The 17,077-nt window shown below is 35.8% G+C and carries 13 protein-coding genes; 3 read left to right on the plus strand and 10 right to left on the minus strand.

Annotation, left to right across the window (positions count from 1 at the left end):
* Nucleotides 1-220 precede the first annotated feature (220 nt).
* From P5P89_RS02780 to P5P89_RS02790, 3 genes are all read left to right on the plus strand, one after another.
* Entirely contained in the window at nucleotides 221-1,165 is a 945-nt protein-coding gene (locus P5P89_RS02780) for an alpha/beta hydrolase (RefSeq protein WP_278010639.1), read from the plus strand.
* Between the two features lie 80 nt (nucleotides 1,166-1,245).
* The gene (locus P5P89_RS02785; RefSeq protein WP_278010640.1) at nucleotides 1,246-1,545 is read left to right on the plus strand and encodes an ArsR/SmtB family transcription factor; all 300 of its coding nucleotides are present in this window, start codon (nucleotides 1,246-1,248) and stop codon (nucleotides 1,543-1,545) included.
* Between the two features lie 6 nt (nucleotides 1,546-1,551).
* Nucleotides 1,552-2,658, plus strand: coding sequence for an NADH:flavin oxidoreductase (locus tag P5P89_RS02790; protein ID WP_278010641.1), 1,107 nt, complete (start codon nucleotides 1,552-1,554; stop codon nucleotides 2,656-2,658).
* A 130-nt stretch (nucleotides 2,659-2,788) separates the two neighbouring features.
* Here P5P89_RS02790 and P5P89_RS02795 read toward each other — a convergent pair whose 3' ends face one another.
* The 10 genes from P5P89_RS02795 to P5P89_RS02840 form a co-directional block, all read right to left on the minus strand.
* Nucleotides 2,789-3,922 (minus strand): acyltransferase family protein, encoded by a 1,134-nt coding sequence (locus P5P89_RS02795; RefSeq protein WP_278010642.1) that lies wholly within the window; start codon nucleotides 3,920-3,922, stop codon nucleotides 2,789-2,791.
* 39 nt (nucleotides 3,923-3,961) lie between these two features.
* A complete protein-coding gene (locus P5P89_RS02800) occupies nucleotides 3,962-4,612 on the minus strand; it encodes a DUF1349 domain-containing protein (RefSeq protein WP_278010643.1) in 651 nt (216 codons plus the stop codon).
* A 118-nt stretch (nucleotides 4,613-4,730) separates the two neighbouring features.
* Entirely contained in the window at nucleotides 4,731-6,947 is a 2,217-nt protein-coding gene (locus P5P89_RS02805) for a glycoside hydrolase family 3 C-terminal domain-containing protein (RefSeq protein ID WP_278010644.1), read from the minus strand.
* 204 nt (nucleotides 6,948-7,151) lie between these two features.
* On the minus strand, nucleotides 7,152-8,795 hold the full coding sequence (locus P5P89_RS02810) for a DUF6377 domain-containing protein (RefSeq protein WP_278010645.1): 1,644 nt from the start codon (nucleotides 8,793-8,795) through the stop codon (nucleotides 7,152-7,154).
* 126 nt (nucleotides 8,796-8,921) lie between these two features.
* A complete protein-coding gene (locus P5P89_RS02815) occupies nucleotides 8,922-11,369 on the minus strand; it encodes a glycoside hydrolase family 3 C-terminal domain-containing protein (protein ID WP_278010646.1) in 2,448 nt (815 codons plus the stop codon).
* A gap of 24 nt (nucleotides 11,370-11,393) precedes the next feature.
* On the minus strand, nucleotides 11,394-12,281 hold the full coding sequence (locus P5P89_RS02820) for an alpha/beta hydrolase (RefSeq protein WP_278010647.1): 888 nt from the start codon (nucleotides 12,279-12,281) through the stop codon (nucleotides 11,394-11,396).
* A gap of 117 nt (nucleotides 12,282-12,398) precedes the next feature.
* Nucleotides 12,399-14,657 carry a glycoside hydrolase family 3 protein gene (locus P5P89_RS02825; protein ID WP_278010648.1) on the minus strand — a complete coding sequence of 753 codons (2,259 nt, stop codon included), beginning with the start codon at nucleotides 14,655-14,657 and terminating at the stop codon, nucleotides 12,399-12,401.
* Between the two features lie 61 nt (nucleotides 14,658-14,718).
* Nucleotides 14,719-16,113, minus strand: coding sequence for a TonB-dependent receptor (locus tag P5P89_RS02830; RefSeq protein WP_278010649.1), 1,395 nt, complete (start codon nucleotides 16,111-16,113; stop codon nucleotides 14,719-14,721).
* Nucleotides 16,028-16,819 (minus strand): hypothetical protein, encoded by a 792-nt coding sequence (locus P5P89_RS02835; protein WP_278010650.1) that lies wholly within the window; start codon nucleotides 16,817-16,819, stop codon nucleotides 16,028-16,030. Before P5P89_RS02835 ends, P5P89_RS02830 begins: the two co-directional genes overlap by 86 nt.
* Nucleotides 16,819-16,977, minus strand: a complete 159-nt coding sequence (locus P5P89_RS02840; protein WP_278010651.1) for a hypothetical protein — start codon at nucleotides 16,975-16,977, stop codon at nucleotides 16,819-16,821. Before P5P89_RS02840 ends, P5P89_RS02835 begins: the two co-directional genes overlap by 1 nt.
* Nucleotides 16,978-17,077 lie beyond the last annotated feature (100 nt).

Here is a 17,077-nt window from a genome sequence, read left to right on the forward strand (position 1 = left end):
AATATAAGTTTAAATACTTATATTGCAAATAAATTACTTAAAAAATTATTTCGTACTATTAATTAAATATATATAGCAAAAAAACATATTAAAAATTAAACATTAAACAATGCACTTGTTAAATCAATAACTACACACAAACAATTAAAACATTGATATGAAGTCAAATAAATTTTACCAACAATATATATTTTTTATTAAAAATTGTAATCTTAAAAATTTGAAAACATCAAAAAAAAATAAGTCAGAAAAAATACTTTTACTATGTTATTTAACATTTGGAATGATGTTGAATTTACATGCTCAAAATAAAATTTTGCCACTCTGGAAATCTATTCCAGATGAAATAATGGCTCCTGACTATAAAGAAAAAGAAGTTGTAAAAGAAGGTAAAATTCAACGTACAAGTTTAGTCACATCCCCAACATTGAGTATTTTCATTCCGAAACAAATAAAACCTAATCAAACTGCAGTCCTTATTTTTCCGGGTGGAGGGTATGCGCATTTGTCAATGGAAAAAGAAGGAACGAATGTAGCAGAATGGTTAAATAGCTTAGGTATTGTTGCTTTTGTTGTAAAATATCGCTTACCAAGCGATCTAATCATGAAAAACAAATCTATCGGATCTCTACAGGATGCCCAGGAGGCCATTCGTTTTGTTCGGTTTAATGCTGCAAAATGGAATATTGATCCGAATAAAATTGGTACGATAGGTTTTTCAGCAGGTGGTCATTTAGCATCGACACTGGCAACACATTTTGATAATAAAGTATATGAATCGAAATTTAACATGAGTGCCCGACCAGACTTTTCAATATTAGTTTACCCAGTAATCTCAATGGATAGCAATATAACGCACAAAGGCTCGCAAACAAATTTGCTGGGAAAAGAGCCTTCCCAAATTCTTATTGATAATTTTTCGAATGACAAAAAAGTTACATCACAAACTCCTCCAACATTTTTAGTGCATGCCTCAGATGATAGCGCTGTTTTACCTGAAAACAGTATTAATTATTATCTGGCTTTAAAAAAGAATAACGTTTCAGCCGAATTACACATTTACGAAAAAGGCGGTCACGGTTTTGGTTTGGGAGCACAAGATACAAGTCTTTACTGGATCAATGACTGTAAAGAGTGGCTTAATGCAAATCACTATATTTTTTAAGAACACATAGCTATCATAAAATTTATCTAAAATTATTTTTAATTAATTTACATATCGGAAAAAGTCGATATATTTGCATTATGGAACAAGTAGAAATTTTTAAGGCATTGTCTAACAAATCCAGATTACAAATGCTGGAATGGCTAAAAGAACCAGAACTCAACTTCCCGGATCAAATCACTGCAGGATTTGAACATGGCGTTTGTGTTGGTCAGATACAAGCCAAGGCAGGTCTTACTCAATCTACCGTTTCAGAATATTTGTCGATTTTACAACGCGCAGGTTTTATAGAATCTACGCGCGTTGGACAGTGGACATACTACAAACGCAACGAAAGTGCCTTTGAAGCACTCAGTAAATTAATTCAATCTAATTTGTAAATTATTATGAGTACAAACAGTCTGTTTTCTCCATTCCACCTGAAAACACTACATCTTAAAAACAGAATTGTGATGGCGCCAATGACGCGATCATTTTCTCCAAACGGAACTCCAACCGAACAAGTTGCTTCATACTATCAAAAAAGAGCAGAAGGCGAAGTTGGACTTATATTATCTGAAGGAACTGTTATTGACAGACCTTCATCGTCAAACGATGCAAACGTACCGCATTTTTATGGAGATGAGGCTTTAAAAGGATGGAAAAAAGTCATCGATGAAGTTCATGCTGCCGGAGGTCAGATGGGACCGCAAATCTGGCATATGGGAATCATGGATAACCACCACTCCGGATGGGTTCCTCCTGTTCCTTTTGAAGGACCGTCAGGATTCAATCGCCCTGATTTCAGAAATGGTATTGCTATGTCTGAAAAAGATATTGAAAATACCATCTTAGCTTTCGGAAAAGCTGCTGCCGATGCCAAAAAGTTAGGTTTTGACACTATCGAAATTCACGGTGCGCATGGATATTTGATTGATCAGTTTTTTAGAGCTGAAACCAATTTACGTACCGACATTTATGGCGGAAAAACGTTGCCCGAACGTAATCGTTTTGCTGTTGAAGTTATCAAAGAAATCAGAAAACAAGTTGGCGAAGATTTTGCTTTAATTATGCGATTCTCCCAATTCAAACCTTCTGACTATAATTATAAACTTGCTAAGAATCCACAGGAATTAGAGGCTTGGCTTACCCCACTTGTTAATGCCGGAGTAGATATTTTACATTGTTCGCAAAGAAGATTCTGGGAACCTGAATTTGAAGATTCTGACCTGAACTTTGCCGGCTGGGCTAAAAAAGTAACCGGAGCACCAACTATTACTGTAGGTTCTATCGGATTATCAAGTGATTTCTTTGGTGCTTTTGCAGGAGAAAGTTCTGAGCCCACTTCTTTGGAAGAACTAAACAGACGTTTCGACAGAGGCGATTTTGATTTGGCTGCGGTTGGAAGGCCATTATTATCTGACCCAAATTGGGTTGCTAAAATTAAAGCAGGAAAAACGGATCAATTAAAAGGTTTCAGTAAAGAAGCTTTAGCGGAATTGGTTTTAGAATAATAATAATATTTGTAAATAATTTAGACACACTACTGTGCGTCTCTACAAATATGCGTGTCCACATGAAAATAAACTCAAAGGGATGAACGCTTTTCAGAGTTCATCCCTTTTTAAATTTTATATTCGAAAATTATTCCGTAACAACAACTTTTCGTTTTTGAAATTTATTCTGCAACCAATTACGAACCGGTTCATCGTACAATTTCAAACACAAATAAGCGAGTACAATACTGGCAACTAAAACTCCAATTCCAACTAAATATCCATCTTCCAAAGAAATTTTATTATCTACAACCCACGCCGTAAACCAATAAATCAGCGGATAATGCGTAATGTAAATTGGGTAGGAAATATCGCCCAGCCATTTACATATTTTAAGTGAGAACGGATTTTTTATTTCTCCTCCTGCGCCAATTGATACTATCAACGGAAATATCAGAATAATGCAAAACGATTCATACAAACCGTTCATCCACAAACTATTTTCATCTCCAATTCTTGGCACTATCAGCACAATTGATATCAATAAACTGCATACCCAAAAAGCGCCTTTTATATGAATTAATTTTCCTAATCGGGAAAGTAAAATTCCGGCAAAGAAAGGATACAGTAAACGTGTAAATCCAATATTCATTTGTTCCAGATTAAGAGACCATCCTCCGATAACATCTCCTTTTGGTCCAAAAACAGTATAATTAATCAGTAAGCTTGCAAATATCAAAACAAAAACTCCGAGTACTTTATTTGAGAATTTACGAAAGAACAAAGCATACAAAATATTCGCTATATATTCGAAAAAAAGCGACCATGCAGGTCCGTCAAGCGGATGCATTTCACCCCAGCCTCTAATCTCCATTGATGGCGGTATTGGAAGCAATGTGAAGCCAACAATCATAGTTAAAATTACCTTCCACACTTCCATTCCAGCAATCATAGGAAATAATTTATCAGAAGCCTGAAAATAGTAAAATAGGGCCCCAATAATCATTCCCATAATTACCATGGGCTGTAAACGGATTAAACGTCGTTTGTAAAATTCCCATTGCGTCATTTTTCCCCAACGGTCATCATATGCGTAGGCCACAACAAATCCTGATAAAAGAAAAAAGAAATCTACGGCCAGATAACCATGATTGATAATTTGTTTAAAACGGTTTCCTCCGGCAAAGGCTTCAAAAACATGAAAAGCAACTACTAAAATCGCTGCTACCCCACGTAATCCGTCTAAAATTTCATAATGTTTTTTGGGTTTAATTTCGGTCATAAAATGGTTAATAATTAGTGGTTAATTATTAATTGATAACTAATCCTGATGATTCTTAAGCCATTCTAATCTGCGCTGATCCGGTAAATGTGTTACTTTGAAATTCTCAAATTTGGCTTCAAATCCTTTCCCATCAGGCGAAGCAGCCATCAAACCTACCATTACCGGAGTATTATCCTGTAAAGGTGCATTACGGGTCAGAATATAGTTTTTATCATCATAAGAAAAGAATATTTCAACTGCATCTAATCTTCTCACCACTTTTATCCAGATAAATGGCGGGGCTTTGTCTAAAGTGGTTACGCTCCAGTCACTCTTATCGTGTGTCACAACTGTGCTTATATTGAATTTTCCATCAACAAATTCTACTCCTGTTTTAATATAATTTTTTTCGTCTATTCGAATCATCAGTCCCATCTGGTCAAAACGTGCAATATAATTTCCGGTCAATTTTACTTTCGCTTCAAATTCACCACCATAAGTTGCATAATAAAAAGGCGCATCATCAACCGTAAAACCGTAATGCGAAATACGCCAGTAATCACTACCAGCGGTCACGTTCATGATTAAGGAATTGTTTTTAATTTCCCATTTTTCAGGTTCATTAAACCATTGCATTTTGTTCAGGCTTTGCGCCGAAAGGTTTTGTATTAAAAAGAATACTGTTGCAAACAAAACTATTCGTTTCATAATTATTTTTTTTAAAGTTAAAAGATCAACATTTTAAATTTAACTGGTTTCAAAAGCAAAGCTGCAACTTTTTACAATTACAGCTTTCAACCAACCAATTTAGAAAAATTAATGTAATTTATTGAAGCGAAAAATTCACTTTAGATTTTATATCGGTTGAAGATGCACCAACAATAACTTCAAAAGCACCAGGTTCTGAAATCCATTCGTGTTTTTTATTGTCAAAAAAGCTCAAAGCCGTTTTATCAATTGTAAAAGTTACTGTTTTCTCTTCTCCCGCTTTAAGAGAAATTTTCTCAAACCCTTTTAATTCCTTTATCGGACGAGGCAAGGAAGATTTTAAATCACTGATATAAAGCTGAACAATTTCTGATCCTTCCCTGCTTCCTGTATTTTTTACTTTTACAGAAAATGTAATCTGATCATTGGCAGAAATTTGTTTTTTATCAGCAGTCACTTTTCCATATGCAAAAGTCGTATAACTCAATCCGTGGCCAAAAGAAAATAATGGTTTTGCTTTTTGTTTGTCTGCCCAACGATAGCCTACAAAAATACTTTCATTATATTTAACCTCATCACCACCAGGAAATTCTCCTAACGCATGTGCTCCGTTATCAGATAATTTTACAGGAAAAGTAAAAGTCAATTTTCCTGACGGATTAACATCACCTACCAAAACATTTGCCAAAGCAGTTCCCGCTTCTGTTCCTAAAAACCATCCCTGTACAATTCCCGGAACTTCTTTTACCCACGGCATTGCTACAGCATTTCCTGAAATATTTACGTAAACAATATTTTTATTTACCTTAACTAACTCACTGATTAATTCATCCTGATTGTATGGAAGTCCTAAATCTTTACGGTCTGCTCCTTCGGCATCCTGGTTATCACTTTTGTTTAATCCACCTATGAAAAGAACTATATCAGCATCTTTGGCTACCTTCAAAGCTTCGGCAGTCAATTCAGCAGATGAACGTTTGTCTTCTAAACTAACTTTTGCAACAACTCCGTTATAGTTACTCGTCGGATCTCCAACATATCCGCGTGCGTAAACAATCTCGGCCTGATTTCCAATTCTTTTCTTCAGACCTTCCAGCGGAGTGATTTCATAACTTGCTTTTAATGATGAACTTCCTCCTCCAACTGTCATCATTTTGATGGCATTCTCACCAATAACAGCGATTTTCTTCGTTTTAGAAAGATTGATTGGCAAAATATTGTTGTTATTCTGAAGCAAAACAATTCCTTCTTCTGCTATTTTCAAACCTGCTTTTGCATGCTCTTCTGTTCCAAATGAGCCAAAAGGACGATTTTTATTCATATTCGTAAGGAAAGACAATCGTAAAATACGGCGCACTTTTTCGTCTAATTCTTTAGTTCCTACTTCCCCTTTTTTAATCATTTCTGAGTAGGGTTTTGCCAGATAATAATTATCATACGCATTACTGGTTCCCCATGAAAGTCCGTTCGTCCAGGAGCCGAACTCCATATCCAAGCCATTATGAATAGCTTGTTTTGTATCGTGAACTCCTCCCCAGTCTGAAACAACAACTCCCTTGAACCCCCATTCTCCACGAAGAATGTCGTTTAATAAAAACTCATTATGACAACACTGCTGCCCTTTGTATTTATTGTAAGACCCCATAATGGCCCAAGCATCACCTTCCTGAACAGCTGCTTTAAAAGCCGGCAAATAGATTTCGTACAAGGCACGATCATCTACAATCACGTTTACCGAGTTACGATTGGTTTCCTGATTGTTAAGGGCAAAATGTTTTACACAGGCAGCAACTCCAATTGACTGAACCCCTTTAATGTAAGGAACCACCATTTTTGAAGTCAGAAAAGGATCTTCTCCCATATATTCGAAGTTACGGCCGTTCAAGGGAGTTCTGTAAATATTTACACCAGGTCCTAAGAGTACATTTTTATTGCGATAGCGTGCTTCTTCTCCCAATGATTTACCATATAATGAGGCTAATTCTTTGTTCCATGTTGCAGATAAAGCCGTCAACGCAGGGAAAGCAATACAGGAATCATTGGTCCAGCCTGCCTGGTCCCACTCATCCCATTTTACCTCAGTACGAATTCCGTGTGGGCCATCGGTCATCCAGTTTTCAGGGATTCCTAAACGCGGCACACCTGGTGAACTAAATTTAGACTGCGCATGAATCATTGCAATTTTTTCATCAGTAGTCATTCGCGAAAGCGCATCTTCTACACGATCATTAATTGGCTTTTTATCATCCAGATAAATTGGAATTTTATTTTGCGCATTACTTCCAAATGAATTCAGTAACAGTAAAACAACTATTACTTTAACGTTTTTAAACATAACTTTTTATTTATTAATCATTACTATACTATTTTAGATCTGCCATTTAAAATGTTTTCTAAATAATATGGTAAAGCTATAACGATATCGTATTCGTGAAAATCCTGAATAAAAAAAGTAGTAATTTTAAAAAATAAACAACTAAAAATCAAAACCTTAAATCAAAAAAAACATTAAAAAAAGTAGTGATTTTAAAATAAAGAATTAGGCTTTTTGAGAAATTAAACCAATTTTCATCACCATTTCCTCGAAGTCATTTCGGGAAACAATAGCCTTATTTCTCGCTCTGGTACGATAATTATAAATAGTGCTTAAAGAGTAGCGAAGAAAAGCAGCAATTTTTACGCTATCTGTTATTCCGAGTCTGATCAGGGCAAAAATTCGGAGTTCTGTATTGAGCAGTTCGCCTTGTTTTACTATAATTTGTTCTTCGGGAATAAGCAAAGCATTGAAGTCTTTTACGAAAGAAGGATACAGGCTTAAAAAGATACTGTCAAAATTTTTATATAATTCTTCTAGTTCATTATCAACCAAAGTAGTTGATTTCAACATTTTGTAAATTTCATCAAACTGTTTGGCTGTTGCCTTTTTGTTTAAAATAACACGATAATTTTCAAGCTTATTGATGTAGGCTGAACACAGACTAAAGAAATTTGCAATGTATTCCTCCTTAATATGATTGGATTCTGATAATTGGGCATTACGTTCCTGAAGCTGATTATTTGCCTCTGTGATATCTTTGTTTAATTCCGCTAATTTCTGACTGGTTTCATAAAGTTCTCCACGAATTCTGGATACTTTTTTCATCTGCTTATAAACATAAATTACAGCCACAATTAAAAACAACGATAACAAACTAATACACAAAAGGTAAACCTGAAGTTCTGTTTTTCGCTGGGATTCACGTTCCAAATAAGCCGTATTGATAATAGAATAAAGCTGGGACATCAGAAGTGTCCGAAATTGTACGTTGCAATATAATGCGTCTTCAATAGCAGATTGTGTGAGTTTATATGCCATATCAACATCTCCTAATTCATAAAAAACCATAGCCAGTTCCTGTTGTGAAGCATTATCTTTTATAGCTTGTTTAATATCTGAAGCCGCAGAAAGCGCATAATACTTTTTGACTAATTCTATTTGACGTACATTTTGTGAAATATTGCCCAAAAGATATGTGATCATGGGATATTGAGGATTATCATCCTTCATTCCTTTCAATAATCTTAGTAATTCTTTTTGGGCAGCATCAAATTCCTTGTGGTAAATTTTCTTCTGAATTTTATTAATCTTATAATCTAAAGAATTAGGATTTAAAATACCTAGCAGCGAATCACGATATTTACCAATCTGCTCAAAAAACTCACTACTTCGACTGTTTGCGCTATAATGCTCATAAAATTCCCGATACGTAATATAATAATTAGGCAGTAGTGATTTTTCTAATTCTTTTTTATTGATATTTTTTAAAATCGCTTCTGATTCCCTGTAGTTTCCTGTTGATGAATACAGGTTTGCCAGTTGCAGCTCTGCCAGTTGCAACAGGTCTTTTTTATGAAGTTCATTAGCTATTTTGAGATTTCTCTTTACATAAAAAATAGCAGAATCTGAATTGAATTTCTGATACTCTTTATATAATGCCTGATTGTAATTATACTCTTGTTCTTTAGAAAGATCCTTTGATTTTATTTTTTTGAAGTTTAAAATGTGTTCTTCTTTTAACCGGACGTAATACTGTTTATTTTTCACAGCATCGTTTAGCTTATCCAAAATAGTATCTGTCCCTTCTGAAGAATAGCCAGGAAAATAAAGAAGTAAGGTTAAAATAAATAGAAAATAATTTTTCAAGTTGATAGCAGATAAATGAGACTTACAAATATAACAAAGTGTCTTAAAAGAAAATAAATTAAACAAAAAACCTTCAAAACATCAGTTCTGAAGGTTTTGACTAATAATAATTAACTAACCAAATTACTAAGGTTTCAGCTCAGTAAATTTTACATCAGCCTCAAAAGCTTTTTTTACTTTTTCAGCGGTAATTTCACTTGCAACCGTAAACGACGCCGTTTGTTTAATATCTAATGAAGATGCTCCAACAAGAACATTATATTTTCCAGCTTCTGCAATCCAAGCGCTTTTACTTTCTATAAAAGAAGCCAGGTCTTTTGGAGATAAAGTAAAAGTTAATGTCTGACTTTCTCCCGGTTTCAATTCTTTCGTTTTACCAAAAGCTTTTAATTCTTCTTTTGGTTTGTCAATTGATTTAGACGGAGCGTTTAAATACAACTGAACTACCTCTTTTCCAGCGGTTTTTCCAGTATTTTTCACTGTTACTGAAACTGTTAACTTATCTTTAAAAGTTGGTGAACTTACTTTGATTCCAGAATATTCAAAAGTTGTATACGAACTTCCAAAACCAAATTCGTAAGATGGTTTTACATTGAAAGTATTAAAATAACGGTATCCAACGTAAACGCCTTCTTCATAAGTCACCTCTTTCGGATTATCCGCAGGAATTCCCGGAAAGTTTTTTGCCGAAGAATTGTCAGCATATTTTACAGGAAAAGTCATTGTCAATTTCCCAGACGGATTTACTTTTCCAGCAATTACATCGGCCACAGAATGTCCGCCTTCTTGTCCTGGCTGCCAAGCTAATAAAATAGCATCCACTTTATCTTTCCAAGAAGCTGTTTCGATTACACCGCCGATATTTAAAATCACCACTACTTTTTTACCTTTTGCGTGGAAAGCTTTAGAAATTCTGTCCAGCATTTCGATTTCTTCTGTTGCCAGATTAAAATCGTTATCTACTACTCTATCTCCGCCTTCTCCAGAATTTCTTCCTAAAGTCACAAAAGCAATTTCAGAACTTGATGCTTTTTTAGCTAAGAAGGCGTCGTCCATTTTCATTTCTGGAAGTCTTTCCGGCAAAGCCAAAATGCCTCTTTTCTTTCTGTTTTCTTTTTCTATCACTTGTTCTTTTTCTGCATAAGGCGTATATAAATCAGTTAGTTCTTTGTCTAATTTATAACCTGCTGCATTTAATCCTTCTAAAAGAGAAACGGTATGTTTATTGTTCACGCTTCCGCTTCCTGTACCGCCTGTAATCCATGCGTATGAAGTAACTCCGAATAATGAAACTTCTTTCTGCTTGTCAGCAAAAGGCAATGCATTTTTTTCGTTTTTAAGCAAAACCATTCCTTCTGTTGCCGCACTTCTCGTTACAGCCGCATTTTGCGTTAAGTTAGGTTTATCGCTGTATTTGTATTTAGCAAAAGTCGGCGTGCGGAAAACGTATTCTAAAATTCTTCTCACATTGGTATTAGCGGCTTCCTGAGATAATTTTCCTGAGTTTAAAGCTTCTAATAATGCTTTTTTCTGAGCAGGAATTCCCGGCATCAAAAGATCGTTTCCAGCATTCATTTGTTTTACAACATCTGAAATACCACCTTTTTGAATCGATTCAAAACCCGGAAAACCTCCGAACCAATCTGTCATTACGATTCCTTTGAAACCCCATTCGTCTCTTAAAACCTGAGTCAGTAAATCTCTTCGGTCAGATGTATATTCGCCGTTTAATTTGTTATAGGAAGACATCACTGTCCAAGGCTGCGCTTCTTTAACCGTAATCTCAAAACCTTTTAAATACAATTCTCTAATGGCTCTTTCAGAAACATGTGCGTTGATGGTCAAACGATTGGTTTCTTCATTATTTACTGCGAAATGTTTAATCGAAGTTCCAACACCTTGCGACTGAATTCCGTTTACAATTGCTGCAGCTGTTTTTCCAGAAATCAGCGGATCTTCAGAATAGTATTCGAAGTTTCTTCCATTTAACGGATTTCTTTGAATATTCAACGCAGGCGCTAATAAAACGTCAACTCCATATTCTTTAACTTCATTCCCCATTGCTTTACCAACTTGTTCCAGCAAAACTGTATTCCATGTTGACGCTAAAGCCGTTCCAACCGGAAAAGCCGTTGCATAATACGTTTTAGAATCATTTTCTCTTGTTGGCGCAATTCTTAAGCCGGCAGGACCATCGGCTACAACAGTCGCAGGAATTCCGAAACGTTCAAAAGAAGCAGTTCCTCCCGCCGCTCCCGGTACAAGACCTTGTTTCGAATCTCCAACCGGACCTGTTAAAACTTCAATTCCAGGCATTCCCGTTCCGATCAGTAATTCTACTTTTTCAGCATTGGTCATTTCCTTAATGATGGCTTCAATTCTTTGATTAACAGACAGACGTGTATCTTCCCATACATCTAATTTTCCGTTTTTATTGAAATCGGTAAACGTAAATCCGTTAATCGTAATTACAGGATCTTTCTCGTTTACGGGTAACTTTTTAAAAGACAAGTTCGAAAGTACAAGCGCTGTTAAAAGCGTTATTCTCACTGTTTTTGTAACCTTATGTTTCATACTATATAGTTTTAAAGTGGTTTTTTAATTTAAAAATCCCTGAAGCGTCAGCCATTCTTCAAATCGTGTTTCCCAGGAATCAACAGGCAGATTTTGTTTTCCAGTTCCAAAACCGTGTCCGCCTTTTGAATACATATGCAACTCGACCGTCTGCCCAGCATCCAGCCATTTATTATACATCTGAATACTCCTCGGAGCTAGTTTTAACTGATCGTCGCTCGCTGCACAAACAAACATCGGAATTTTTTTTTCTGGAACAGGAATACTCAAAAGTTCTAATCTTGGTCCGCCGTAAATATTGGCTACAAAATCGGGCAATTGGTCTTTCGTGTTGTCTAAAACGGTTTCCATCGCAACTGTACTTCCGGCAGAAAAACCAATTATTCCGACTTTTTTAATATCAATTCCATATTTCGAAGCATTCGCTCTAACATATTTCAAAGCATTTTTCCCGTCTTGTGCTGCTAACTGAATTGTTGCCGCAGCGTTTTTTTCGAATGCTGCTCTGTCTTTCAGTTTGTCCATCATTTCTCTTGCGGGGTCGTTGGTTTCCGTTTTGTTCAAACGGTATTTTAAAACAAAAGCAGTGATTCCTTTTTTACTTAACATTTCTGCTAATTCTTTTCCTTCTCTATTAATGGATAAACTTTGAAAACCGCCGCCCGGCGCAATCACAATGGCAGTTCCCGTATTTTTAACCCCTTTTGGAACTTGATAAACCAATAATGACGGATCTATAACATTGTAAACTACTTCAGTTTTGAATAAATCCGAATACATTTGGGCTTCTTTTTGTGTCCAGTTTTCAGATCCGGGCGCTTTTCCTTCGTATAACTTTATACTTTCTTGTGCTTTTGCTCCGCTTACTAATAATGTGAAGAAAGCAGAAAGCAGGATTATTTGATTTTTCATAGTGTATTCTTTGTTTATTATTTCATGCAGATTTTTTATAGTTCTCGCAAAGTCGCTAAGACGCTAAGATTAAAAACTTAAAAGAAACTTTGCGATTTTGCGAGATTAAAAAAACAATTACTTCTTATAAGCCTCCGTACGAGCGTCTTTTATAACACCTTTCCAATTCAATCCAAAAGCAAAATCATAAATATTTCCTTCTGAATCTTTATGCGGAATCATATCAAACGGAACATCTTCAAATTGCTTTTCAACCGTTTCCATATTCGCGGGCATTTGCACAGGCAATAATCCTGAAGGTTCTGTTTTTCCTGAAATAATATCTAAAACAGCTTGCGAAGAAACTCCGAAATTCAATACAATTCCTTCTACTTGTTTTTCAAATTCATTGAAAATCATAGGTTTTGAAGCTGTAACCGAAACAATAACTGGTTTTCCATTCATCATATCTTTCGTGTCCAGAATCGTTCTCAAATCCATGGTATTGGCGGCAGTAACGGTTTTGTTTTTGTATGTCCTGTCTTTGATAGCTGGATCGATTACCTGATCTCCCGCCGCAATACTTTTTGTTCTTGCTTCAGATGCTGTGTATGATCCGTATTGAAGTGAAATCGGTACATAACCATTACTTCCGTTTGTTCTGTCTTTTATGTCATAACCGCCTTCTAAACTCTGCGGACTGGTTACAAAAACAATAGCAAAATCGGCTTTTGAAGGATCATCCGTTACATTGTAATATTTCTTAACCAATTCTAAATTTACCGGATAATCCAATTTCGGCTGACTCGCAATTCCCCACCAATCTTTGGTTGAAGCCGTATAAATCTTCGGAATAAAAACAGTTTTCTTTTCTTTTAAAGGCATCACCGAAGCTTTGTTTTTTAATAATACAACTGATTTCAATTGTGCTTCATAACCTGCTTTCATAAATTCAGGATTTCCAACAATCGCTTTTGTTTCTTCAACATTTAAATACGGATTTTCGAAAAGACCCACTCTAAAAATGTTTTTTAACAAACGAACAGCCGATCTTTCAAATCGGGCTCTCATAAAAGATTCACCAAATTCTTTAATTCCCATTTGATAAGCTTCTAAAACCGGCATTTTATCATTATTCCCTCCAAACTGATCAACACCTGCGATGATTGCTTTGTAGTGTCTTTCTGCGATAGAAAGATTCTCAACTCCCCAAGGTTTTCCAGCAAAAATATTTGGTGTTTTTCCTTCTTCGGCAGTTACCAGCCAATCGGTGCAGACAACGCCATCATAGCCGTATTTATCTCTTAATAAATCGGTTATAATGTATTTACTAAAACCATTGGCAACATTTTCATTGTATTTTTTATCCTGATCAAAAGTAATAGTGTAATAAGGCATTACCGCCGAAGCTTTACTCGTTTTTCCTTTTAATTTGAAAGCACCATTAACAAATGGATCAATATGTTGCTGCAAATTATTTCCAGGATAAACGGCAAATTTCCCGTATGCCCAATGTCCGTCGCGTCCGCCTTCTTCAGCGCCTCCGCTTGGCCAGTGTTTTACCATAGCGTTCACACTTTTGTAACCCCATCCGTCTTTGATTTCGTCTTTTCCGTACGAGGTTTGGAAACCATCAATATAAGCTCTTCCCATGTCTCTGGTTAAAGCTGGGCTTTCGCCGAAAGTCATCGAAATTCTGTACCATCTTGGCTCAGAACCTAAATCGATTTGTGGCGAAAGTGCCGTTGCAATTCCCAAAGCGCGGTATTCTTTAGCTGCAATTTGTCCAAACTGTTCTACTATTTTTGGATCAAAAGTAGAAGCCATTCCTAAACCATCCGGCCACATTGAGATTGTTCCTCCCGCTCCTGCATTAAACTCTGACGTTACATTTGCCGTATGACGTGGATCTGTACTGGTGTTACTCGGAATTCCAAGTCCGATTCCTTCTACAAAAGCCTGCATTTGGTTGTTCCATAAAGCCGCAACTTCTGGCGTTTCTACACTTGTAATTAACACATGGCGAAGATTGTCTTCTTTTAAAAATGCTTTTTGTTCATCTGTCAGATTCCACGATTTAGCACCGCTCTCATTAAACACTTTTCCGTTATAATGTCCCGCTCTGTATCCGTCAGCTGGAGCTGGCAAAGCCTGATGACGACTGTAAAGCATTAAACCCGCAATTTGCTCTACTGACATTTTTGAAGCTAAATCTTTTGCTCTTTCATCTTCTGAAAGGCGCCAGTCTTCATATTTATCAAGCTTTCCATTTTTATTTAAATCTTTGAACTTTTTACCATTTACAGTTAAAATTTGGATGCCAGATTCAGGAGAATATCCCAAATCTGCACCTTTATTGTTTTTAACTACAGTAAAATTTCCTTGCTGTGCCTGCATCGTAACACTTAGAAAAAAACGAAACTGGCAGTTATAATATTTTTTTTCATCTGAAATAAATTTAGAATCTGAAATTAAGTGACGCTTCTAAAGTGAATGGACGAATGTAAGATCCAACCAAAAGCTGATCGTAATACGCCGAAGCATCTGTAATTAACTCCGCTCCGTTGATGGTTCCTTTTGCCCCTGTCTGATTTAAGAAGTTTACAGCGGTTAAACCAATATCAAAATGATTGTTGATTTTGTAGTTCACTCCTCCAAAAGTTTCCCATCTTGGCGCAAAATATAAAGCGTTTGTTAAGTTCGCATACTGCTTGCTGAAATAACGGAAACTCGCCCAAACCTTGAAATCTTTGTAGGTGTAACTCGGATCGATTTCCATTAAAACTTTAGAAATTTCTAATACATTTTTGTCGTTGTACGAATAGTTATTTCCGAAAGCAGAGAAATCATAGTTTTTGTAAACCGGATCCTGGAACGTGATTAAATAATGCAGATTGAATCCTTTAAACGGCGAAGCCACAATATCTGTCGTCCAGCCTAAAGTCTGGATATCGTAGAAAACCGTTGCTACTTCTGACTGACTTGCATCTGCCGGGTTTACCAAATTTAATCTTGCCTGATAATTGTTTCTTGTTAAATAAGTAGCCTGAGAAACCAAACTAAATTTATCCTGATTGTAATATAATCCAAATGCTGCCAAAGGGCTTTTAGTTTTAGTCATATTTGGTGCAACTGCTCCGGAATAACTTTCTAACTGACCATTTTTTTCTGTATAGGTAAAGTCCGCAAGAATTCCTGCACGTTTTGTCACTTTATAAACTGCATTTATCGAACCTCCTAAATGAAACCAGTTGTTATCGAAATATGTCTTTTGGCTTGGATCAAAAACTAAATCCGGAGTTCTGGCAGTTTGATAATAGTCTCCTTTTAGTTTGTGGTATCTTAAATTAACGCCGTAAGCTAAACTTAAACGATCATTTATTGTCCAGTTATCAGAGAAATATCCGGATAATTTGTTTTCAAAACCATTGTGGTATTCTCCACCTACATTATAATTGTAAAATCCATCAGCATCTGTATTTGAAGTTCCGCCTGGAGAATTACGAACCAGTTTATCAGGATTAGCACTTACCGTTTGGTTAAAAAAAGAACGGCTTGATGTAAAATCATCAACCTGGTAATAATATTCCATCAAACCAAATCTCCATTTATGTTTTTCTGCATTCTTATTAATTTCAAATCTTGACATAGCTGTTGTAGTGGGTACACCATCCGTATACAATCCTAACATTGAGTTTACGTTTCCAACATACGCCTGTCCGTTTGTCTGATAAGAGAAATTATCAGCGGCACTTGCAGAAAATATACTAAGCGGAATTGCAATTAACTGTGAAGCTTTTTGAAGTTCTGAAACGAGTTGAGAAATTAAATTTCCAGTCGTTTGCCAAGTCATAATTCCCTAAGATATCAAAAGTATGTGAAGTCGTTGCAGCATCGCTTCCACCCATGTCTGCCATCTTCGTTTCTCCCGTCAAAATATCTTTAAACTTCATAATTCCGTCATTCACAATATAAGAATCACGACCAATTCTAAAATCATTATATTCTTCTACTTTTCCGCCTTCTTTATATCTAAAAACGGCATAATTGGTTAAAGAAGCAGAGTTGGCATATTTATACAAAAAGCTAATCTGCCCTTTTCCGTTATTGAATCTTTTCGTTAATCCCGCTCTGTAGATTTGCGTTCTGTCTGAATAATTAGCAAATTTTAAATCAAAAGAGTTCGGATCAAAATTGGCATAAGCACCCATTGTGTATGACCAGCCTTTTGCCAAGGGACCGGAAACGTTGACATCACCTTTCATCCATCCGAAACTTGATCCGGAAAGATTTCCAACAATTTCCAATTTATCTGTTCCTAATTTGGTGTATGAATTGACCGCAAAACCTAAATCTCCGGTTGTAATAGCTGCTTCTCCAATTTTCAATAATCCCGTTTTCCCTAAACTTGTACTTTGTCTCCAAGTCCTATTTGGCAGTTCTGGCCAGAAATAATAAACAACCGGTAAATCATTTTCCTGAATCGTAATTCCGCCAACTGTAGATGGAAGTCCAATATTTACATCACGCGGTCCAGTGTTGTTGGCCGCATTCAACATTACGTTTCTGTTTTTTCTTCTTTGGTATCCGATTCTACAATTTTAGTTTTTGGTTTAATCGAATCTATAGGTTTTTCCTGTTTTTTTTCTTCTTGAGAAAAAGCATCAATTGTTGGAAAAATTGCCATAAAAAAGGCTGTGATAATTAATTTTTTCATTGAAGTTTAAGTTAGTTTGTTTTTGCGAATTTTCATTGCTTCATAATGAAGCAATATTAATTACAATTTCTCAATTCAACAAATAATTCGTGTTATAATT

It is taken from the genome of Flavobacterium gyeonganense, assembly GCF_029625295.1.
Lineage (GTDB): Bacteria > Bacteroidota > Bacteroidia > Flavobacteriales > Flavobacteriaceae > Flavobacterium > Flavobacterium gyeonganense.

What these genes read in the sequence shown, in the direction of transcription:
- P5P89_RS02785 (WP_278010640.1), top strand. Translation starts at nt 1,246, where the DNA reads ATGGAACAAGTAGAAATTTTTAAGGCATTGTCTAACAAATCCAGATTA.
- P5P89_RS02820 (WP_278010647.1), bottom strand. Translation starts at nt 12,281, where the DNA reads ATGAAAAATCAAATAATCCTGCTTTCTGCTTTCTTCACATTATTAGTA.
- P5P89_RS02835 (WP_278010650.1), bottom strand. Translation starts at nt 16,819, where the DNA reads ATGTTGAATGCGGCCAACAACACTGGACCGCGTGATGTAAATATTGGA.
- P5P89_RS02840 (WP_278010651.1), bottom strand. Translation starts at nt 16,977, where the DNA reads ATGAAAAAATTAATTATCACAGCCTTTTTTATGGCAATTTTTCCAACA.
- P5P89_RS02800 (WP_278010643.1), bottom strand. Translation starts at nt 4,612, where the DNA reads ATGAAACGAATAGTTTTGTTTGCAACAGTATTCTTTTTAATACAAAAC.
- P5P89_RS02830 (WP_278010649.1), bottom strand. Translation starts at nt 16,113, where the DNA reads ATGACTTGGCAAACGACTGGAAATTTAATTTCTCAACTCGTTTCAGAA.
- P5P89_RS02825 (WP_278010648.1), bottom strand. Translation starts at nt 14,657, where the DNA reads ATGCAGGCACAGCAAGGAAATTTTACTGTAGTTAAAAACAATAAAGGT.
- P5P89_RS02790 (WP_278010641.1), top strand. Translation starts at nt 1,552, where the DNA reads ATGAGTACAAACAGTCTGTTTTCTCCATTCCACCTGAAAACACTACAT.
- P5P89_RS02815 (WP_278010646.1), bottom strand. Translation starts at nt 11,369, where the DNA reads ATGAAACATAAGGTTACAAAAACAGTGAGAATAACGCTTTTAACAGCG.
- P5P89_RS02795 (WP_278010642.1), bottom strand. Translation starts at nt 3,922, where the DNA reads ATGACCGAAATTAAACCCAAAAAACATTATGAAATTTTAGACGGATTA.
- P5P89_RS02805 (WP_278010644.1), bottom strand. Translation starts at nt 6,947, where the DNA reads ATGTTTAAAAACGTTAAAGTAATAGTTGTTTTACTGTTACTGAATTCA.